General features: G+C 67.2%; 18 protein-coding genes. 8 read left to right on the top strand and 10 right to left on the bottom strand.

The genetic code is table 11. The annotated features are described in order from the left end of the window. Nucleotide 1: 1 nt before the first annotated feature. Nucleotides 2-1,069 carry an alpha-ketoacid dehydrogenase subunit beta gene (locus ACM0O9_RS14540; RefSeq protein WP_005419896.1) on the bottom strand — a complete coding sequence of 356 codons (1,068 nt, stop codon included), beginning with the start codon at nt 1,067-1,069 and terminating at the stop codon, nt 2-4. Then, the gene (pdhA, locus tag ACM0O9_RS14535; protein ID WP_065186527.1) at nt 1,062-2,144 is read right to left on the bottom strand and encodes a pyruvate dehydrogenase (acetyl-transferring) E1 component subunit alpha; all 1,083 of its coding nucleotides are present in this window, start codon (nt 2,142-2,144) and stop codon (nt 1,062-1,064) included. The genes ACM0O9_RS14540 and pdhA overlap by 8 nt, the downstream gene beginning before the upstream one ends. A 335-nt stretch (nt 2,145-2,479) precedes the next feature. On the opposite strand from pdhA, the gene ACM0O9_RS14530 reads away from it, so the two are divergent. The 4 genes from ACM0O9_RS14530 to ACM0O9_RS14515 all read left to right on the top strand — a co-directional run bounded on the left by ACM0O9_RS14530 (nt 2,480) and on the right by ACM0O9_RS14515 (nt 7,033). Continuing rightward, on the top strand, nt 2,480-3,355 hold the full coding sequence (locus tag ACM0O9_RS14530; RefSeq protein ID WP_005419892.1) for a tryptophan 2,3-dioxygenase: 876 nt from the start codon (nt 2,480-2,482) through the stop codon (nt 3,353-3,355). A gap of 181 nt (nt 3,356-3,536) precedes the next feature. Then, a complete protein-coding gene (locus ACM0O9_RS14525; protein ID WP_065178867.1) occupies nt 3,537-5,036 on the top strand; it encodes a peptide MFS transporter in 1,500 nt (499 codons plus the stop codon). 19 nt (nt 5,037-5,055) lie between these two features. Further along, the gene (locus tag ACM0O9_RS14520; RefSeq protein ID WP_069138720.1) at nt 5,056-5,661 is read left to right on the top strand and encodes a thioredoxin family protein; all 606 of its coding nucleotides are present in this window, start codon (nt 5,056-5,058) and stop codon (nt 5,659-5,661) included. 232 nt (nt 5,662-5,893) lie between these two features. Continuing rightward, nucleotides 5,894-7,033 (top strand): hypothetical protein, encoded by a 1,140-nt coding sequence (locus tag ACM0O9_RS14515; protein ID WP_065197055.1) that lies wholly within the window; start codon nt 5,894-5,896, stop codon nt 7,031-7,033. A gap of 81 nt (nt 7,034-7,114) precedes the next feature. On the opposite strand, the gene ACM0O9_RS14510 is transcribed toward ACM0O9_RS14515, so the two are convergent. Next, entirely contained in the window at nt 7,115-7,606 is a 492-nt protein-coding gene (locus ACM0O9_RS14510; RefSeq protein WP_005419884.1) for a MarR family winged helix-turn-helix transcriptional regulator, read from the bottom strand. Nucleotides 7,607-7,735: 129 nt separating this feature from the next. Between ACM0O9_RS14510 and hppD the strand changes: the two genes are divergently transcribed. Both hppD and hmgA read left to right on the top strand, forming a co-directional pair. Further along, a complete protein-coding gene (hppD, locus tag ACM0O9_RS14505; RefSeq protein WP_196768686.1) occupies nt 7,736-8,848 on the top strand; it encodes a 4-hydroxyphenylpyruvate dioxygenase in 1,113 nt (370 codons plus the stop codon). 85 nt (nt 8,849-8,933) lie between these two features. Further along, nucleotides 8,934-10,232, top strand: coding sequence for a homogentisate 1,2-dioxygenase (hmgA, locus tag ACM0O9_RS14500; protein ID WP_065197056.1), 1,299 nt, complete (start codon nt 8,934-8,936; stop codon nt 10,230-10,232). A gap of 84 nt (nt 10,233-10,316) precedes the next feature. On the opposite strand, the gene ACM0O9_RS14495 is transcribed toward hmgA, so the two are convergent. Then, on the bottom strand, nt 10,317-10,850 hold the full coding sequence (locus ACM0O9_RS14495) for a hypothetical protein (protein WP_069138716.1): 534 nt from the start codon (nt 10,848-10,850) through the stop codon (nt 10,317-10,319). A gap of 125 nt (nt 10,851-10,975) precedes the next feature. Between ACM0O9_RS14495 and ACM0O9_RS14490 the strand changes: the two genes are divergently transcribed. After that, the gene (locus ACM0O9_RS14490; protein WP_005419872.1) at nt 10,976-11,632 is read left to right on the top strand and encodes a hypothetical protein; all 657 of its coding nucleotides are present in this window, start codon (nt 10,976-10,978) and stop codon (nt 11,630-11,632) included. A 72-nt stretch (nt 11,633-11,704) separates the two neighbouring features. Next, a complete protein-coding gene (locus tag ACM0O9_RS14485; protein ID WP_414603686.1) occupies nt 11,705-12,682 on the top strand; it encodes a sodium:calcium antiporter in 978 nt (325 codons plus the stop codon). Between the two features lie 87 nt (nt 12,683-12,769). Here ACM0O9_RS14485 and ACM0O9_RS14480 read toward each other — a convergent pair whose 3' ends face one another. Genes ACM0O9_RS14480 through ACM0O9_RS14455 form a run of 6 tightly spaced genes read right to left on the bottom strand, consistent with a single transcriptional unit; the run spans nt 12,770 to nt 18,692 of the window. Further along, nucleotides 12,770-13,159: a Na+/H+ antiporter subunit G gene (locus tag ACM0O9_RS14480; protein WP_005419868.1), complete on the bottom strand. Its 390-nt coding sequence runs from the start codon at nt 13,157-13,159 to the stop codon at nt 12,770-12,772. Beyond that, nucleotides 13,156-13,440, bottom strand: coding sequence for a K+/H+ antiporter subunit F (locus tag ACM0O9_RS14475; RefSeq protein WP_005411334.1), 285 nt, complete (start codon nt 13,438-13,440; stop codon nt 13,156-13,158). Before ACM0O9_RS14475 ends, ACM0O9_RS14480 begins: the two co-directional genes overlap by 4 nt. Next, a complete protein-coding gene (locus ACM0O9_RS14470) occupies nt 13,437-13,943 on the bottom strand; it encodes a Na+/H+ antiporter subunit E (RefSeq protein ID WP_005419867.1) in 507 nt (168 codons plus the stop codon). The genes ACM0O9_RS14475 and ACM0O9_RS14470 overlap by 4 nt, the downstream gene beginning before the upstream one ends. Beyond that, entirely contained in the window at nt 13,940-15,475 is a 1,536-nt protein-coding gene (locus ACM0O9_RS14465) for a monovalent cation/H+ antiporter subunit D (protein WP_279946295.1), read from the bottom strand. Before ACM0O9_RS14465 ends, ACM0O9_RS14470 begins: the two co-directional genes overlap by 4 nt. Next, nucleotides 15,472-15,864, bottom strand: coding sequence for a Na+/H+ antiporter subunit C (locus tag ACM0O9_RS14460; RefSeq protein ID WP_005419863.1), 393 nt, complete (start codon nt 15,862-15,864; stop codon nt 15,472-15,474). Before ACM0O9_RS14460 ends, ACM0O9_RS14465 begins: the two co-directional genes overlap by 4 nt. Then, a complete protein-coding gene (locus ACM0O9_RS14455) occupies nt 15,864-18,692 on the bottom strand; it encodes a monovalent cation/H+ antiporter subunit A (RefSeq protein ID WP_414603687.1) in 2,829 nt (942 codons plus the stop codon). Before ACM0O9_RS14455 ends, ACM0O9_RS14460 begins: the two co-directional genes overlap by 1 nt. Nucleotides 18,693-18,747 lie beyond the last annotated feature (55 nt).

Here is an 18,747-nt window from a genome sequence, read left to right as displayed (position 1 = left end):
GTCAGCCGGCCGCCACCGCGCGCTTGGCCGCCGCCACGATCCGCTCAACGCTCGGCAGGTACTTCATTTCCAGGCGGAACAGCGGAATGTGGGTGTCGTAGCCAGTGACGCGCTCGACCGGGGCCAGCAGGTCGTAGATCGATTCCTCGGCCAGGCGCGCGGCGATCTCGGCGCCGAAGCCCGCGGTCTTCGGGGCCTCCTGCACGATCACGCAGCGGCCGGTCTTGGCCACCGATTCGGCGATGGTGGCGAAGTCCAGCGGGCGCAGCGTGGCCACGTCGATGACTTCGGCACTGATGCCTTCCCCGGCCAGCTTGTCGGCCGCTTCCAGGGCTTCCTTCACCTGCGCGCCCCAGGTCACCAGGGTCACGTCGGTGCCGTCGCGCAGCACGAAGCAGACGTCCAGCGGCAAGGCTTCGCCGTCGTTGACGACCACTTCCTTGTACTGGCGGTAGATGCGCTTGGGCTCCATGTAGATCACCGGATCCGGCTCGCGGATCGCGGCCAGCAGCAGGCCGTAGGCACGCTGCGGCGACGACGGCAGCACCACGCGCAGGCCCGGCACATTGGTGAAGATCGCCTCGTTGGCTTCGCTGTGGTGTTCCGGCGCGCGGATGCCACCGCCCCACGGCACGCGCAGCACCATCGGGCAGTGCAGGCGGCCACGCGTGCGGTAACGCAGGCGTGCGGCGTGGCAGACGATATGGTCGACCATCGGGTACATGAAGCCATCGAACTGGGCTTCGGCCACCGGCTTCATGCCTTGTGCGGCCAGGCCGATGGTCAGACCGGCGATGGTGGTTTCGTCCAGCGGGGTGTCGAGGATGCGGTCCGAGCCGAAGCGCTGCTGCAGGCCGGCAGTGGCGCGGAACACGCCGCCGTTGACGCCCACGTCCTCGCCCAGCACCAGCACCGACGGATCGTGTTCCAGCTCCCAGGCCAGCGCCTGGGTGATGGCTTCGATGAGGGTGATCGGGGTGGTGGTCATGCTGTCATCTCCGCGCGCGACTGCAGCGCTGTCGGCGGCGTTGGTGTGCGCGCCGGGCGCGCCGTTCTTGATCTCATCCATGGCGCTTCTCCAGGGCGATCGCCTGGGCACGCTGGGCCAGCAGGTCCGGCGGCGGATCGGCATACAGGAAGTCGAACATCGCCTCGACCGGCTGCACCGGCGTGTTGAGGTACAGGTTCACTTCCTCGTCCACGCGCGCGCCGCACTCGGCGGTCCAGGCGGCTTCTTCTTCCTCGCTCCACACCCCGGCGTTGATCAGGTACTTGCGCAGGCGCAGCATCGGCTCGCGCTGCCAGGCATCCTTCACTTCGGCATCGTCGCGGTAGCGGCGCGCGTCATCAGCGGTGGTGTGGTCGGACAGGCGGTAGGTCATCAGTTCCAGCACGGTGCCACCGTCGCCGGCCAGCGCACGTTCGCGCGCCTGTTCCATTGCCGCCAGCACCGCGATCAGGTCGTTGCCGTCCACCTGCAGGCAGTGCAGGCCGCCCGCCAGGCCCTTCTGCGCCAGCGTTTCGGCACCGGTCTGGGCCGAACGCGGCACCGAGATGGCCCAGCCGTTGTTGACGATGCACAGGATCAGCGGCAGCTTGTAGGCGCCGGCCGAGTTCAGTGCCGCGTAGAAGTCGGTCTTGGAGCTGCCACCGTCGCCGCACACGGCCACGGCGATCTGCGGTTCCTTGTTGAGCTTGAACTTCAGCGCGGCACCTGCCGCATGCAGGCACTGGGTGGAAATCGGCACGCAGAACGGGAAGTCCCTGGCCGCGTTGCCGCCGTAATCGTTGCCGCGTTCGTCGCCGCCCCAGTACATCAGCACGTCGTGCGGGCGCACGCCACGCATGAACATCGCGCCATACTCGCGGTACGAAGGCGCGAACACGTCGTCCTTCTGCATCGCCGCGCCGATACCCACGTGCGCGGCTTCATGGCCCAGGCAGGCGGCATAGGTGCCGAGCTTGCCGGTGCGCTGCAGCGCGATGGATTTGCTGTCGAACGTGCGTACGAACAGCATCTGCTTGAACAGCGGTACCAGGACCTTGGGGTCGCGCAGCGACACGGGCAGGTCGTCACGGACGAGCGTGCCGTCCGTGTCCAGGTACTGCAGGTATTCGATCTTGAATTCAGCGGCAACCGTCATTGCGTACTGCACCTTCGACAGAGAAGTTACAAATGATATGAATCGCCATGTTAAGGAACGCGTACGGAATAGCCTTCCTGCGCCGCAACACGGAGATTCCCCGTTTTACCCCTGCCGGCGGGTGGGGGGCCAATAACAACAACGTATTCAGTCGTTGCTGCAAAGCATCAGAATACGCCTCTGGCTGACTGCCGGCACAACGGCGCGGACGGTTCCACGCGCAGGCCGGTGGTCGGCCGATGCTCCACGGCCAGCCGCACGCCCCGGTATGGACCGGGCGGCTGCCAGCGCGGCGGCAACGCGCTACCCTTGCCGCCCCCGATCTGGTCCCGCCCATGTCCGTCGACAACAACCAACGCGATCTCGAAGCCGGCATCCACACCGACCTGCAGGGACGCCTGACCTACGGCGGCTACCTGCGGCTGGACCAGCTGCTCAGCGCGCAGCAGCCGCTGTCCAGCCCGCCGCACCATGACGAGATGCTCTTCATCATCCAGCACCAGACCTCGGAGCTGTGGCTGAAGCTGCTGGGCCATGAGCTGCGTGCCGCAATCGGCTTCCTGCAGCGCGATGAAGTCTGGCAGTGCCGCAAGGTGCTGGCGCGCAGCAAGCAGGTGCTGCGCCAGCTGACCGAGCAATGGTCGGTGCTGGAAACGCTGACCCCGTCCGAGTACATGGGCTTCCGCGACGTGCTGGGCCCGTCGTCGGGCTTCCAGTCGCTGCAGTACCGCTACATCGAATTCCTGCTGGGCAACAAGAACGCGCAGATGCTGCAGGTGTTCGAGCATGACCCGGCCGGGCAGGCGCAGCTGCGCACCGTGCTGGAGGCGCCCAGCCTGTACGAGGAATTCCTGAAGTACCTGGCCCGCTTCGGCCATGCCGTGCCGGCGGTCTACGAGGCCCACGACTGGACCCAGCCACACGTGGCCGACGACGCATTGCAGCCGGTCTTCGAGCGCATCTACCAGGACACCGACCGCTACTGGCGCGAGTATGCGCTGTGCGAGGACCTGGTGGACCTGGAGACGGCTTTCCAGCTGTGGCGATTCCGACACATGCGCACCGTGATGCGGGTGATCGGCTTCAAGCGTGGCACCGGCGGTTCGTCCGGCGTGGGCTTCCTGGCCAAGGCGCTGGAACTGACCTTCTTCCCCGAGCTGTTCCAGGTGCGCACCAGCCTGCAGGCCGCGCCCCCGGCAGCGCTGGGCTGATCCCCATTCAGCTTGGTTCCCGGCCCGCGGCTGGATCGTTTCAGATGCAAGTTCAGGGAGCAGGCTGCCACCTGCCTCAAACGGCGTGTATTTGACGTGAACGCCAGAAGTCGGTGATCCTCGCGCGTTGCTCCAACTGCACAGCGGACGTGCTCGTCATCCACCGAACCAGGAAATCCGCATGAGCGTAAACGCCACTGCGAACACCCCAGAGCCGGCACTGCCGGACTTCAAGACCACGCTGGGCCACCCGCGCCCGTTGTGGATGCTGTTCATGACCGAGTTCTGGGAACGCTTTGCGTTCTACGGCATCCGCTGGGCGTTGGTGCTCTACATCGTTGCCCAGTTCTACAACGGCAGCGCTGCCGGTGAAGGCGACGCCAGCCGCATCTATGGCGCCTACCTGGCCCTGGTGTACGCCGCGGCCATCTTCGGCGGCTACGTGGCCGACCGGGTACTGGGCTACCAGCGCTCGATCCTGACCGGCGCGATCATCATGGCCGCCGGCCTGTTCATGATCTCGCTTCCGCAGGAGCACATCTTCAAGCTCGGCCTGGCCACGATCATCGTCGGCAACGGTCTGTTCAAGCCCAACATCTCGACCATGGTCGGCAAGCTGTACGGCCTGAAGGACGAGCGCCGCGATTCGGGCTTCACCATCTTCTACATGGGCATCAACATCGGCGCGATGATCGCCCCGGTGCTGACCGAGTACCTGGCCCGCAAGGTGTTCGGTACCGATGCGATGCCGTCCTACAAGGTCGTGTTCATCGCCTCGGGCGTGGGCATGCTGATCTCGCTGGTGTGGTTCTACATCGGTCGTGCCGGCCTGAAGGGCATCGGCGCACCGCCGGCCGGCGCGGAAGGTTTCGGCCGCATCATCATGGTGCTGGCCGGTGCCGTGGTCGCCATCCCGGTCGCGTACTTCCTGCTGGCCACCGGCGCCACCGCGCTGGCCTGGATCCTCGGCGCGATGTTCACCGCGCTGGCCATCCTGCTGCTGGTCGAGGGCATCCGCGAAGGCAAGGTGCAGCGCGACCGCGTGATCGCCATGCTGATCATCTTCGCCTTCAACGTGATGTTCTGGATGTTCTTCGAGCAGGCCGGCAGCTCGTTCACCTTCCTGGCCGAGAACATCGTCAACCGCCAGTTCGGCAGCTGGACCTTCCCGACCGCGTGGTTCCAGTCGGTCAACTCGGTGGCGATCATCACCCTGGCCCCGGTCATCGCCTGGATCTGGGTGGCGATGGGCCGCGCCAATCCGTCCATCCCGCGCAAGTTCGGCCTGGGCCTGCTGTTCAACGGCGCCGCCTTCGCGCTGCTGATGTTCGCCCTGTCGCAGATGGTGGTGGACGGCAAGATCCCGTTCTGGACCCTGTTCATGGTCTACGTCATCCAGTCGGTGGGTGAGCTGTGCCTGTCGCCTATCGGCCTGTCGATGGTGACCAAGCTGGCCCCGGTGCGCTTGGTCGGCTTCGGCATGGGCGGCTGGTTCCTGTCCACCGGCATCGGCAACAACCTGTCGGGCATCTTCGCTGGTGTGGTCAGTGGTGAAGGCGGCATGACGGTCGAGTCGGCCCTGAAGGGGTATACCTTCGGGTTCTGGGCCCTGATCGGCTCCGGCGTGGTGCTGTTCCTGATCGCCCCGCTGATCAACAAGCTGATGCACGGCGTCAAGTAATGAAGCGAGGGTAGAAGGCATGCGCAGCAAGCTCGGTGGTGCAATGGTGGTGGTCTGTGCGGCGCTGATCGGCGCCTGTTCCCAACCGCAACCGCCTGCCACCGCCGAGCCCACGCAGCCCCTGGATACCCGGCCCACCGAGCCGCCGGTCGCTGACCCCAGCGAACCGGTGGCCTCGGGCAACACCCCGGTGGCGGCGGACATTGCCGCCATCGCCGGGCTCGGCGCGCAGTTCGACCCGGCCCGCGACCCCGCCGATGACCTGGCCACCGCCAAGGTGGAAGCCCAGCGCGGCAAGAAGCGCATCCTGCTCGAGATCGGTAACGCCGCCTGCGATCGCTGCCGGGCGCTGGACGAAATGGTCGAGGGCAACGGCGACCTGCGCCGCTTCCGCGACGCCCACTACGTGTGGGTGAAGGTCAACGCCAGCGACGAACAGCCCAACACCGCCTTCTTCGCCCAGTTCCCGGTGATGGAGCGCGACTACCCGCACCTGCTGGTACTGGACGCCGATGGCAGCCTGCTGGTCTCGCAGGCCACCGGCGAACTGCGCAGGGGCGAAGCCTTCCAGCCTGCGCGGGTGAGCGCGTTCCTCAAGCAGTGGGCACCTGATAAACCGGAGTAGGGTAGTGCCGGCCGCTGGCCGGCAGCTGTGGTGGGGGCCGACCGCTGGCCGCCTACCCCGGTGGGTGCCGACCGTTGGTCGGCACTGACGTCGGGTCGCATCCACGCATGGCGTGGCTCTACTGCGCGCGCCGTCACACTCCCTGAATCGGCATCTCAACTTCGCAACGCGCTCGCCGTTACCGGCAAGGACTTCAGTCGACGCCCCGTCGACGCAACCTACCGGAACGCCCATGCACAGCGACCACGCCGAACGATTGCCCGAACCTGCCAGCCACCTGGCCGAGGGTGGGGCAGGCGAAGGCGTGACCCTGCCGGCGCAGGAAACCCTGTTGGACGACGCCGGCACCGGCGAGGAAACCGTCGAACTGGCACCACCACGCCACCGCCTGCCGCAGATCGCGCTGCCCGACAACGTGGTGCTGAAGGGCGCGGTGCAGAATCTGGTCGAGCAGAAGGCGCGGCTTGATGCGCTGGCGGCCGAGGGCCAGCTGGCCGGGCTGCTGCCGCCGGAATGGCAGGGCCATGGCGCGCGCGCGATCGAGCTGTCCACCTTCATCCAGGGCGTGCTGCCGTTCCTGCAGACCGGGGAGCGTGGCGAAACTGCGCCTGCCCGCCTGCCGGTGCGGCACGTGCTGGGGGATGACAGCCGATGGGGCCTGGAGGATGTCGCCGAGCCGAAGTCGTTGGCGTGGTACCTGGCCAGTGATGAGCGCGCCACTGCGGGCAGCAAGGACGCGGCGGAGGCGTACCTGGTGGGTGCGCTGGGCCTGGCGTGGATGCAGGAAGGGCGCAGCCGCCCGGGCTTCCTGCGTGCGATGGGCCAGGACAGTCTGGCGGCGCGGGTGACCATGCTGGGTTATCCGCCCGCCAACGAACTGGCGCTGTACAACGTCACCGCGCATGGACAGCCGCAGATCTGGTGCGTGCATGGCCGTCGCCGCATGCGCCCGCTGGTGGCGCCGTGGCTGAGCGTGCCGCTGCTGACCGCTTACGGCGTGCCGGCCCCGGTGGCGTGGCCGTCCAGCTTCCCACCGGTGGAGGCCGTGGCCGAACTGCTGGCGACCGTCCGCCCGGGGCGCGCGCTGCCGGAAGTGGATCTGGGCAAGGTAGTGGCGAAGATCGCCGAGGATGCCGCGTCCGACGCCTGGCAACCGGTCAGCCTGCTGCAGCTCAATACATGGTCACCGCGCTGGCATTTCTTCCTGGGCACCTTCGTCGGCCTGCCGTCGCTGCTGCTGGTGGCTGCGGCGCTGGCGCTGCCCGGGGCCGTCGAAGCCGCCACGGTTGCCGCCTCGCTGGGCTTCGCCGGCGGCGCCATCGCAGCACTGGCCGTGCCGTGGATCCACGCACGGCGCAAGCACCTGAGCTGAAAAAAGGGGACGGAGGGGATTAAGTCGTTTCAGGCACACCTGTGCTCGTTACGACTTAATCCCCTCCGTCCCCTTTTTCTTTCAGACCCCTTCGCCCATCCGCTCCAGGCCTTCGCCGGCCAGGCGCAGGATCAGCTTTTCCAGCACCTGCTCTTCCTCCTCGCTCAGCACCGACATCAGCTTGCGGGTGATCTCGATCACCATCGGCGCGATGGTCTCGTACACCTCGAAACCGGCGGCCGACAGCGCCAGTACCGAGCGGCGGCGGTCGTCGCCATGCGTCTCGCGCTTGATGAAGCCGCGCTCCAGCAGGCGGGCCACGGCGCGGCTGACCGCCACCTTGTCCATCGCCGTGCGGTCGGAGACCTCGCTGGCCGAGGAGCCCGGGTACAGCGCCAGGATGGTGATCACCCGCCACTCGGGGATCGCCAGACCGTAACGATCGCCGTACAGCTTGGCGATGTTGCCGCTGACCCGGTTTGACAGCACGCTCAGCCGATACGGCAGGAACTGTTCCAGGTCGAGCAGGACGTGCGAGGCACGCAGGCGGGTCGAGGCGGGATCGGGGCTCATGTTGCGGTGCACCTTGCTGGTGGTTTCAAGTGTAACTATAAGGGGTAGGTCCAGACCCTGCATTCTCGCCGGGTCCCTACCTGCCCGCACCTGGTTTGTACCGATGCGGTACCGATTCGGAGCCACGCCATGAATACCGCAGTCCCGACCGCCTCGCACCCCAACCCCGGCATGCAGGTCACCACCTTCGAGAACCCGATGGGCATCGACGGTTTCGAGTTCGTCGAATTCGCCGCCCCGGCCGGCCGCGGCCAGGAGCTGCACGAGTACTTCCGGAAGATGGGCTTCAGCGCGGTGCTCAAGCACAAGCAGCGTCCGATTACCGTCTATCGCCAGGGCGACGTCAACTTCCTGGTCAATGAAGACCCCGATTCGTTCGCTTCGGACTTCGCCGAAAAGCACGGTCCGTGCGCCTGCGGCTTCGCCATCCGCTTCAAGAAGCCGGGCCAGGAGGTCTACCAGGCCGCGCTGGGCAACGGCGCCGAAGCCATCGCCTTCAAGCCGGACAGCAAGGCGGTCAGCGCGCCGGTCATCAAGGGCATCGGCGACTGCATGCTGTACCTGGTCGACCGCTACGGCGCGGCCGGCAGCGTCTACGACGGCGACTACGAGCCGATCGCCGGTGCCGACCTGCACCCGGTGGGCTTCGGCCTGACCTTCATCGACCACCTGACCCACAACCTGTACTTCGGCAACATGCAGCAGTGGTCGGACTACTACGAGCGCCTGTTCAACTTCCGCGAGATCCGCTACTTCGACATCAAGGGCCTGAAGACCGGCCTGGTGTCCAAGGCGATGACCGCGCCGGACGGCATCGTGCGCATCCCGCTGAACGAATCGTCCGACCCGAAGAGCCAGATCAACGAGTACCTGGACGCGTACAAGGGCGAGGGCATCCAGCATATCGCCTGCTTCACCGAGAACATCTATGAGACCGTTGAAGCGATGCGCGCGCAGGGCGTGGACTTCCTCGACACGCCGGAAACCTACTTCGACGTGATCGACCAGCGCGTGCCGAACCACGGTGAAGACGTACCGCGCCTGGCCAGGAACAAGATCCTGATCGATGCCGATCCGGAAACCCACCAGCGCAAGCTGCTGCAGATCTTCACCCAGAACTGCATCGGCCCGATCTTCTTCGAGATCATCCAGCGCAAGGGCAACGAGGGCTTCGGCGAAGGCAACTTCACCGCGCTGTTCGAGAGCATCGAGCGCGACCAGATCCGCCGCGGCGTGCTGTAAGGTCTGCAGGCAATGTCGGCTTCCGGTCGACATTGCCTGTCCGAATGGTAGTGCCGGCCGCTGGCCGGCCATCTCTGGAGTTCCCATGTCCCCCGCCATCATCGCCCGCGGCTACCAGTCCGGCTTTGGCAACGAGTTCGCCACCGAGGCCGTCGCCGGCGCGCTGCCGGTCGGGCAGAACTCGCCGCAGAAGGTGGCCCACGGCCTGTACGCCGAACAGTTGACCGGCACCGCCTTCACCGCGCCGCGCGGCAGCAATCGCCGCAGCTGGCTGTACCGGATCCGTCCGGCGGTGACCCATGGCGAGTTCACCCCGTTCGCGCAGTCGCAGCTGCAATGTGATTTCGGCGCACAGCCGGCCTCGCCGAACCAGCTGCGCTGGAGTCCGCTGCCGCTGCCGGAGCTGCCGACCGACTTCGTCGAAGGCCTGTACACGATGGGGGGCAACGGTTCGCCCGATGCGCATGCTGGCGTGGGCATCCACCTCTACGCTGCCAACCGCGACATGGTCGGCCGCTACTTCTACGATGCCGACGGTGAGCTGCTGATCGTGCCGCAGCTGGGCGCGCTGCGCCTGCTGACCGAGCTGGGCGTGATCGAGATCGAGCCGCAGCAGATCGCGGTGATCCCGCGCGGCGTGCGGTTCCGCGTTGAACTGCCCGATGGCCCGAGCCGCGGCTACATCTGCGAGAACTACGGTGCGCTGCTGAAGTTACCCGACCTGGGCCCGATCGGTTCCAACGGACTGGCCAATCCGCGCGACTTCGAGACCCCGCACGCAGCGTTCGAGGACATCGACGGTGACTTCGAGCTGATCGCCAAGTTCGAGGGCCGCCTGTGGCGTGCGCCGATCGACCATTCGCCGCTGGACGTGGTGGCCTGGCACGGCAACTACGCGCCGTACCGCTACGACCTGCGCCGCTTCAACACCATTGGCTCGATCAGCTACGACCACCCGGATCCGTCGATCTTCCTGGTGCTGCATTCGCCCAGCGACACGCCGGGAACCAGCAACATGGATTTTGCGATCTTCCCGCCGCGCTGGCTGGTGGCGCAGAACACGTTCCGCCCGCCGTGGTTCCACCGCAACATCGCCAGCGAATTCATGGGCCTGGTGCACGGTGCCTACGATGCCAAGGCCGAAGGCTTCGTGCCGGGCGGCGCATCGCTGCACAACTGCATGAGCGGCCACGGCCCGGACGCGCCGACCTTCGACAAGGCATCCAATGCCGATCTGTCCAAGGCGGACGTGATCAAGGACACGATGGCCTTCATGTTCGAGACCCGCGCGGTGATCCGCCCGACCGCACAGGCCCTGGCCGCCGGCCACCGTCAGGGCGACTACCAGCAGTGCTGGAACGGCCTGCGCAACAACTTCCGCTGACCCGAAAAAGGGGACGGAGGGGATTAAGCCGCAATCAGCACACGTGTGCTTGAAACGACTTAATCCCCTCCGTCCCCTTTTTCTTCAGGCCACCTCGGCGAACGCGTCGCAGTGCTCCAACGGCAGCGCTTCCAGCAGGCGTTGGCGTACACGCTGGCAATAGCCTTCCGAAGTCAGCCCGGGCAGCATCCGCATCGCCGAGTGCAGCACCTGCAGTACTTCACTTTCGGCGCGTGCCTGCTGCAGGTCGCGGAACAGCGCCGCCGCCTGCGGGTGGCGCTGCATTTCCAGGATGCCCAGCACATAGATGCGCGCGGACACCAGCGAGCGGCGGCGTTCGACCGCTGTGGCAGCAGCTGCGGCAGGTGTCGCGGGCTGCGGCTCTACCGTGGCTGCCGGCGGCGGTGGCGGGGCTGCGGCACCGGTGCCGGTGCTCAGGTAGCCGGCCTGCACCAGCTGGATGACCATCGCGGGCGCATCCTGGCCGAGCAGACCGGTCAGGTCGGTGATGCTGCGTTGGCCGTCGCACAGGATCAGCAACCGGCGCTGGCGCATGTCCAGCGGCGCGCGATGGGCCTGCAGCGCGGTTCGGGCGAGTTCGGTCTTGCGCGGTTGCATGGAAGGGACAGCCAGGTCGGTGCATGCCGAGCCTGAACGAGGGCGATGAAACCGCGATGACAATGCAGCCTCTGCACGCGCGCTGCGCTAGCGTGCAGCTACCTTCGTGCCAGGGAACCGCACCGATGAAGCACCTCCCGATTGCTGGTCTGTTGCTCCTTTCGCTCGCCGCATGCAGTGGCGGCCCCGACAAGCAGGGCGCCGCCGGCAGCGGCAGCGATACCCCGGCGGAAACCGCCTCGGCGACCGGTCCGGCCCAGTCGACGGATCCTGATCTGGCGGCCCGCCCGGCGAACGACCTCCGCAAGGACAGTCCGGCCCGCCTGGACGGCTTCGCGGGTGCGAAGCTGGGCACCGGCATCGCCGAAGTCCGCAGTGGTTTTGGCACGCCACTGCAGGGGCTGGGCACCGATGCCGCCGGCAAGCCGCTGTCCGCCGACGACGGCAACGACGGCTGCTACTTCCTTCGCCCGCAGGATGCCGAGGACCCGCGGCTGATGATCGAAGGCCGCAAGCTGGTGCGCTACGACGTGCGCAGCGCCGCCATCACCGCACCGGGCGGCGGCAAGGTCGGCATGACCCTGGGCGAGCTGCAGGTGCTGTATCCCGAGCGCGCAGACGTCGGTCCCGACAAGTACGACGAGAAGGCCCAGCACCTGCGCGTGCGGCCGGCGCAGGAGGGCGGGGCAGTGATCGACTTCGCGCTCGGTGCCGATGGCCGGGTGGGGGCCTGGCGGGTCGGGCAGACCCCGCAGGTCGACTATGCGGAAGGCTGTGGCTGATCCTTGATCCATCGCCCAGCCATGCGCTCGGGCCAAGCGTAGAATCGCGCCACCACTGCTGGGGAGTGCTCGATGATCGCCATTGCCATTGCCATTGCCATTGCCTGGTTCCTGCTCGGCCTGCTGCTGCTGGCACTGGGCGGGGACTCCATCGTGAAGGCCGTCTCTGGCCTGGCCCAGCGCTTCGGGGCCAGCCCGTTCACTGCCGGGCTGCTGCTGCTCGGCGTGACCACCTCGTTGCCGGAACTGGCGGTCAACGCACGTGCGCTGGCGGTCGGCCAACCGGAGCTGGCACTGGGCAATGCAGTGGGCAGCAGCATCGTCAATCTGGGCTTGACCCTGGCGGTGGCCGCCGTCGCCGCCCCCCTGCTGCTGCGCGCGCGCCTGCAGGCGGTGCTGTGGTGGTCGCTGCTGGCGGCCGCCGTGCTGCTGATCCTGTTCGGCCTGGATGGTCACCTGGTGCGCTGGGAAGGCGGCGTGCTGGTGGCGGGCTTCATCGTCGTGCAGGTGCTGCTGCTGCGCCGCGGCCGCGTCGAGAGCGCCGAGGTGCAGGTAGCCATCGCCGAATCCGCGCTGAGCCGCACCAGCCTGCCGTTGAACGTGCTGCGCGTGTTGATCGCCGCACTGACCCTGTACTGGGGCGCGCGCCTGGTGGTGGGGGCTGCCGCCGACTTCGGTGCCGCACTGGGCTGGACGCCGTTGCTGGTCGGCCTGCTGCCGGTGGCGATCGGCACCGCACTGCCCGAGGCGGCCACCGCCATTGCCGCCTCGCGTCGCGGGCATGGCGACATGGTGCTCGGCCACGTGCTGGGTTCCAGCGTGGTCAACCTGCTGCTGGTGATCGGCGCGATGGCGATGTTGCAGCCGTTGGCCTTGCCGGCCTCGTTCGTGCGCCTGGAACTGCCTGCGCTGTTGGCGTTCGCGCTGGTGCTGTACCCGATGCTGCGCGGCGACCTGAAGATCAGTCGTGGCGAAGGCGGGATCCTGCTGGTCGCGTTCGTAGGCTGGTTCGTGCTGGAGCTGCTGCTGGTCGGCGCACCGGCGTTGTAGATCCACGCCATGCGTGGATGCAGTCGATTTCGTGCCGACCAACGGTCGGCACCCACGGGGCGTCACCCTGCCGGCCAGCGGCCGGCACTACCGGTTCTGCGTGGTTTCTTCTTCCCGCACCGGTTCCGGCGGCGGCAGCTGCTCCTCGGCGGCCGGCTCGTTGCCCGGCAGGCTGGGGCGGGTTTCCATCAGCAGCGACAACGCCGCCTTGGCCATCATGTGCGCGCTGATCGGTGCGGTGATGAACAGGAACACGGTGATCAGCAGCTCGCGTGGCTGCGGGTCCTGGCCGAGGAAGATGTGGTAGCACACCGAGCACACCAGCACGCAGCCCACGCCCAGCGTGCTGGCCTTGGTCGGTGCGTGCAGGCGCTTGAAGAAGGTGGACAGCTTCACCAGGCCCAGTGCGCCGACCAGGATGAAGAAGCAGCCGAACAGCAGCAGGATCGACAGGACGATCTGGATCGCGGTGATCATTCGACGATGTCCCGGCGCAGCACGAACTTGCTCAGCACCACGGTGCTGCCGAAGCCGAGCATGGCGATGATCAGCGCCGCCTCGAAGTAGATCGGCGAGTTGAGGTACATGCCGAACAGCATCAGCTCAGCGATCGCGGTCACCGACAGCGTGTCCAGCGCGAGGATGCGGTCGGGCACGGTCGGCCCGCGCAACAGCCGCCAGGTGGCCAGCAGCATCGCCAGGCCGACCACGTGCATGCACACCACCAGGGTGGTCTGGATGACTTCAAAACCGGTCATGGGAAGATCTCCATCAACGGCGCCTCGTAACGGCGCTTGATCGTATCGATCAGGTCCTGCGGGTCCTCCAGGTGCAGCACGTGCACCAGCAGGTACTTGCGGTCGTCGCTGAGCGCGGCCGAGACCGTGCCCGGGGTCAGCGTGATCATGCTGGTCAGCGCAGCGATGCCATGGATGTTGGCAATGTCCAGCGGCAGCCAGATGAAACCGGGGTGGATGTTCTTCTCCGGCCCCAGTACCTGCAGGGCGACACGGATGTTGGACATCAGGATGTCCCACAGGGTCACGCACAGCAGTTTCGGCAACGGGCGCAGGGTGCCGATGCGGGCGAACTCGCGGTCCAGGCGTGCGGCGAACAGCGGCACCACCACGCCCAGCAGCAGGCCCAGCACGATCTGGCCAAGGGTGAAGCTGTCGGACATCAGCAGCCAGAACGCCACCACCATGATGCTCAGCATCGGCGACGGAATCAGGCGACGGAACAGGGAGCGCTGGGCGGTCATGGCTGGCGGATCTCCGGTGCAGTCGCACGCAGCTGCTGCACGTACTCGCTGGGGTGCAGCAGCTGCGCGGCGGTGGCGTCGGTGTAGCGCATCAGCGGTGCTGCGGCCAGGGTCATGCCGATGCCGTAGGCCAGCAGGATGCAGGCCGCGTACAGCTCGACCCGGCGCAGCCGCGCCTTGCGCGGTACCGGCGCTTCCGGATCGACCGGTGGCACGCGCCAGAACAGGCGGATGCCCCCCCGGGTCAGGCCCATGATCACCAGCAGGCTGCTGACCAGAACGGCGGTCCAGACCGGGCCGGTGTACTGCGCCGGCATGCCGGCCAGCAGCGCAGCCTTGGCCAGGAAGCCGGACAGCGGCGGCAGGCCGGCCACCGACACCGCGCCGATCAGGAACAACACAGCGGGCGTCTCCTTGCCTGGCATCGGCGCGACCACTTCCTTGCGGTCGCTGGCGCCACCGCGACGGCGACGGATCAGATCGGCAACCAGGAACAGCGCGGCAGCGACGAAGCTGCTGTGTGGCAGGTAGTACAGGCCGGCCGAGAGCACCTGTGGCGTGCCCACCGAGAAGGCGATGAACAGCGTGGCTGCCGACACGATCACCAGGTAGGAGATCAGTACGCGCAGGCGGGTCGCGGCCAGCGCGCCGAGGCCGCCCAGCACCAGCGTCGCGACGCCGGCCCACAACAGCCAGTCGCGGCCATAGCCGGCCATCGCGCCGGCATCGTCGCCGAACCACAGCATCTGGATGCGCAGCACCGAGTACAGGCCGACCTTGGTCATGATCGCGAACAGCGCCGCCACCGCCGCCGGTGCGCGCGAATAGGCTTCTGGCAGCCACAGGTACAGCGGCATCAACGCGGCCTTGGCGCAGAACACCAGCAGCAACAGGCCCATCGTCGCCTTCACAAGGGTCAGCTGTGCCGGCGGTACCTCGGCGATGCGCTGCGACAGCTCGGCCATGTTCAATGAGCCCAGCGAGGCATACAGCAGGCCCAGCGCGACCAGGAACAGGGTCGAGGCGGTGACGTTGAACACCACGTAATGCAGGCCGATGCGCATGCGGAGGCCGCGGCCACCACTGAGCAGCAGGCCGTAGGAGGCGATCAGCATCACCTCGAAGAACACGAACAGGTTGAAGATGTCGCCAGTCAGGAACGCACCGTTGAGACCGACCAGCTGGAACTGGAACAGCGCATGGAAGTGCGGCGCGCGGCGGTCCCAGCCCGAGCAGGCGTGCAGCAGGCAGGGAATGGCCAGCAGCAGGGTGGTCAGCAGCATCCACGCCGACAGCCGGTCGGCCACCAGCGCGATGCCCAGCCGCGACGGCCAGTCGCCAAGCAGGTAGACGTTGATTTCACCACTGGCCGTGGCGGCAAACAGCAGCCCGACCGCCAGCGCCAGCGCCGACAGCGCGGTCCAGGCCACCGCCCGCTGCACCCTGGGGCCATAGCGGCGGTGTTCGACGAACAGCGACAGCGCCGCACCCAGCAGCGGAATCAGGATCGGCAGGATCACCAGGTGGTTCATGCGCGGTCCTCGCCCTGGCGCGGCGGCACGCGCTCATCCTGCAGGTCGTCATCCGGCTCGTGGGCATCCACGTGGTCGCTGTGGTTGTCGCTGCGGCTGCGCATGGCCAGCACAATGCTCACCGCGGTCATCGCAAAGGCGATCACGATCGCGGTCAGCACCAGCGCCTGTGGCAGCGGGTCGGTGTAGTTGCCCAGGTGGCTGTCCACGCCTTCCTGCAGCACCGGCGCCTTGCCCAGCACCACGCGGCCGCCGGCGAAGATCAGCAGGTTGGTGGCGTAGGACAGGAAGGTCATGCCGAGGATCACATCGAAGCTGCGCGCACGCAGCAGCAGGTAGATGCCGATGGCGGTCAGCACGCCGATCGCGGTAGCCAGGGCCAGTTCCATCAGTGCATCTCCCCGGTGCGTGCCGAGCGGCGTTGCAGGTCGATCTCACCCTTGCGGGCAGTGCGGGTACGCGACGGCTTGATCGTGCCCATCATCGACAGCATCAGCATGGCGCCGCCGAACACCACCAGATAGACGCCGATGTCGAAGCCGATTGCGCTGGCCAGCGGTACGTCGCCGATCAGCGGCAGGTGCAGGTCGAGATGGCCGCTGGTCAGGAACGGCACGCCGAACAGCATCGAGGCGCTGCCGCTGAGCAGGGCGATCAGCAGGCCCATGCCGATGCAGCGGATGTAGTCGAAGCCGAAGCGCGACTCCACCGATGCAGTGCCCTGGATCACGTACTGGATCAGCAGCGGCACTGCCAACACCAGGCCGGCGATGAAGCCGCCACCCGGTGCGTTGTGCCCGCGCAGGAACAGGAAAATCGACACGGTCAGGGTCAGCGGGAACATGATCTGCGCCAGGTCGGCCGGCACCGGCAGCTTGATCGGCGGGCCGGGCATGATCTGCTCCGGTGCCATCCGCGTACGCCGCAGCAGCGCATGCACCACCAGCGCGGCGATGCCGAACACGGTGATCTCGCCGAAGGTATCGAAGCCGCGGAAGTCGACCAGGATCACGTTGACCACGTTCTGGCCGTAGGCCTCGGGCAGGGCACGGGCGAGCAGCTCGCCGGCCATGGTGTTCGGCGGCAGGGTCATCGCCGAATAGGCCAGCGCGCCAAGCCCGGCACCGGCGATGATCGCGATCACCGCGTCACGGCGCTTGCGCCAGCGCGGCCGCTCAGGCCCGGACTGCGCGGGCAGGTAATTCATGCCCAGCAGCATCAGCACCAGCGTCACCATCTCCACCAGCAGCTGGGTGAGGGCCAGGTCGGGCGCGGACAGGAACACGAAGGTCAGCGCCACCATCAGGCCGACGCCGCCGACCAGCAGCACCGCCAGCAGGCGCTGCTTGTAGATGCGCAGGGTGGCGACCGCGCAGGCCATCATCACCAGCCACAGGGCCCAGCCCAGCAGCGGAATCGGCTGCGGCGCGGTCCAGTTCGGCGAGGCTGGGTTGGCCACGAACGGCGCAGCGGCAACCACGATCGCCACCAGCACCAGGCCCAGCAGCATGCGCTGCAGGCTGCCATTGGCGATGCCATTGGTCAGGCGCATCGCCAGCGCGGACACGGCGTCCAGCTGGGCGTGGAACACATTGCGGCCCGTGCTGACATTGGTCACGGCATGCAGGTTGATCAGCCTGCGTAGGCCGAAGTACAGCGCCACGCCACCGACCACGCCGATCGCGCTCATCGCCAGCGGCAGGTTGAAGCCGTGCCACACCGCCAGGCTGTATTCGGGCATGGCGGTGCCGAGGATCGAGGCCGCAGCGGCGTGCAGCACCGGCGCGACGGTCAGTGCCGGTGCCACGCCCACCGCCACACAGATCACCACCAGCAGCTCCACCGGCACCTTCATCCAGCGCGGCGGCTCGTGGGGCACGCGGTCCAGGTCGTGCGGGCCAGTGCCGAAGAAGGTGTCGTGCACGAAGCGCAGGCTGTACGCCACGCCGAACACGCCTGCCAGCAACGCAGCGATCGACACCGCCGTGCGCATGATGCCCGGGCCGCCGGCCGTAATCGCTTCGGCGAACAGCATTTCCTTGGACAGGAAGCCGTTGAGCAGCGGGATCCCGGCCATCGCCAGCGAGGCGATGATCGCCAGCGCGCTGGTGAACGGCATCAGCCTGCGCAGTCCCCCCAGCTTGCGCATGTCGCGGGTGCCGGTTTCGTGGTCGATGATGCCGGCGGCCATGAACAGCGAGGCCTTGAAGGTGGCGTGGTTGAGGATGTGGAACACGCCGGCGACCACCGCCATCGGCGTGGACAGGCCGAACAGCAGGGTGATCAGGCCCAGGTGGGAAATGGTCGAGTACGCCAGCAGGCCTTTCAGGTCGTGCTGGAAGATCGCGTTCCAGGCACCGATCAGCAGGGTCAGCGCGCCGATGCCGCTGACCGTATAGAAGAACAGGTCGCTGCCGGCCAGCGCCGGATGCAGCCGCGCCAGCAGGAACACGCCGGCCTTCACCATGGTGGCCGAGTGCAGGTAGGCCGAGACCGGGGTCGGCGCTGCCATCGCGTGCGGCAGCCAGAAGTGGAACGGGAACTGCGCGCTCTTGGTGAAGATGCCGGCCAGCACCAGGAACAGGGCGTACGGGTACAGCGTGCTGGCGCGGATCTGCTCGCCGGCGGCCAGCACCACATCCAGGTCGAAGCTGCCGACGATACGGCCGATCAGCAGCACGCCACCGAGCAGGGCCAGGCCGCCGCCGCCGGTGATCACCAGCGCCATGCGCGCGCCTTCGCGTGCGTCCTGGCGGTGCGACCAGAAGCCGATCAGCAGGAACGAGCTGATGCTGGTCATTTCCCAGAAGATCATCAGCAACAGCAGGTTGCCCGACAGCACCATCCCCAGCATGGCGCCCATGAACAGCAGCAGGTAGCAGTAGAAGCGGTGCGCGTTGTCCTGCTGGCTCAGGTAGTAGCGCGCATACAGCACCACCAGGGCGCCGATGCCCAGCACCAGCCCGGCGAACATCCAGGCCAGCCCGTCCAGGCGCAGGGTGAAGTCCAGCCCGATCTGTGGAAGCCAAGGGACCAGGGTGCGGACCACCTGGCCATCGAGCACCGCCGGGGTCAGCCAGCCGAGCATGGCCAGCCCGCCCAACGGCGCCAGTGCCGCCAGCCAGGCAGCAGTCGAGCGCGAACTACGGGGGAAGGCCGCAACAGCCGCTGCCATCAGGAACGGCAGGGCCAGCAGCAGGGGCAGGCTGGGGAGCATGCAGGGAATCCATGATTCACGAGCAGGTCAGGGAGAATAACAGGCTGCGAAATGT

This window comes from Stenotrophomonas sp. FR012 (assembly GCF_047520565.2).
Lineage (GTDB): Bacteria > Pseudomonadota > Gammaproteobacteria > Xanthomonadales > Xanthomonadaceae > Stenotrophomonas > Stenotrophomonas sepilia.
This window is presented reverse-complemented; position numbering and strand designations above follow the sequence as displayed.

What these genes read in the sequence shown, in the direction of transcription:
- ACM0O9_RS14475 (WP_005411334.1), bottom strand. Translation starts at nt 13,440, where the DNA reads ATGACCGGTTTTGAAGTCATCCAGACCACCCTGGTGGTGTGCATGCAC.
- ACM0O9_RS14485 (WP_414603686.1), top strand. Translation starts at nt 11,705, where the DNA reads ATGATCGCCATTGCCATTGCCATTGCCATTGCCTGGTTCCTGCTCGGC.
- ACM0O9_RS14480 (WP_005419868.1), bottom strand. Translation starts at nt 13,159, where the DNA reads ATGATCACCGCGATCCAGATCGTCCTGTCGATCCTGCTGCTGTTCGGC.
- ACM0O9_RS14530 (WP_005419892.1), top strand. Translation starts at nt 2,480, where the DNA reads ATGTCCGTCGACAACAACCAACGCGATCTCGAAGCCGGCATCCACACC.
- pdhA (WP_065186527.1), bottom strand. Translation starts at nt 2,144, where the DNA reads ATGACGGTTGCCGCTGAATTCAAGATCGAATACCTGCAGTACCTGGAC.
- ACM0O9_RS14460 (WP_005419863.1), bottom strand. Translation starts at nt 15,864, where the DNA reads ATGGAACTGGCCCTGGCTACCGCGATCGGCGTGCTGACCGCCATCGGC.
- ACM0O9_RS14465 (WP_279946295.1), bottom strand. Translation starts at nt 15,475, where the DNA reads ATGAACCACCTGGTGATCCTGCCGATCCTGATTCCGCTGCTGGGTGCG.
- ACM0O9_RS14510 (WP_005419884.1), bottom strand. Translation starts at nt 7,606, where the DNA reads ATGAGCCCCGATCCCGCCTCGACCCGCCTGCGTGCCTCGCACGTCCTG.
- hmgA (WP_065197056.1), top strand. Translation starts at nt 8,934, where the DNA reads ATGTCCCCCGCCATCATCGCCCGCGGCTACCAGTCCGGCTTTGGCAAC.
- ACM0O9_RS14515 (WP_065197055.1), top strand. Translation starts at nt 5,894, where the DNA reads ATGCACAGCGACCACGCCGAACGATTGCCCGAACCTGCCAGCCACCTG.
- ACM0O9_RS14455 (WP_414603687.1), bottom strand. Translation starts at nt 18,692, where the DNA reads ATGCTCCCCAGCCTGCCCCTGCTGCTGGCCCTGCCGTTCCTGATGGCA.
- ACM0O9_RS14470 (WP_005419867.1), bottom strand. Translation starts at nt 13,943, where the DNA reads ATGACCGCCCAGCGCTCCCTGTTCCGTCGCCTGATTCCGTCGCCGATG.
- ACM0O9_RS14490 (WP_005419872.1), top strand. Translation starts at nt 10,976, where the DNA reads ATGAAGCACCTCCCGATTGCTGGTCTGTTGCTCCTTTCGCTCGCCGCA.
- ACM0O9_RS14495 (WP_069138716.1), bottom strand. Translation starts at nt 10,850, where the DNA reads ATGCAACCGCGCAAGACCGAACTCGCCCGAACCGCGCTGCAGGCCCAT.
- ACM0O9_RS14520 (WP_069138720.1), top strand. Translation starts at nt 5,056, where the DNA reads ATGCGCAGCAAGCTCGGTGGTGCAATGGTGGTGGTCTGTGCGGCGCTG.
- ACM0O9_RS14525 (WP_065178867.1), top strand. Translation starts at nt 3,537, where the DNA reads ATGAGCGTAAACGCCACTGCGAACACCCCAGAGCCGGCACTGCCGGAC.
- ACM0O9_RS14540 (WP_005419896.1), bottom strand. Translation starts at nt 1,069, where the DNA reads ATGGATGAGATCAAGAACGGCGCGCCCGGCGCGCACACCAACGCCGCC.
- hppD (WP_196768686.1), top strand. Translation starts at nt 7,736, where the DNA reads ATGAATACCGCAGTCCCGACCGCCTCGCACCCCAACCCCGGCATGCAG.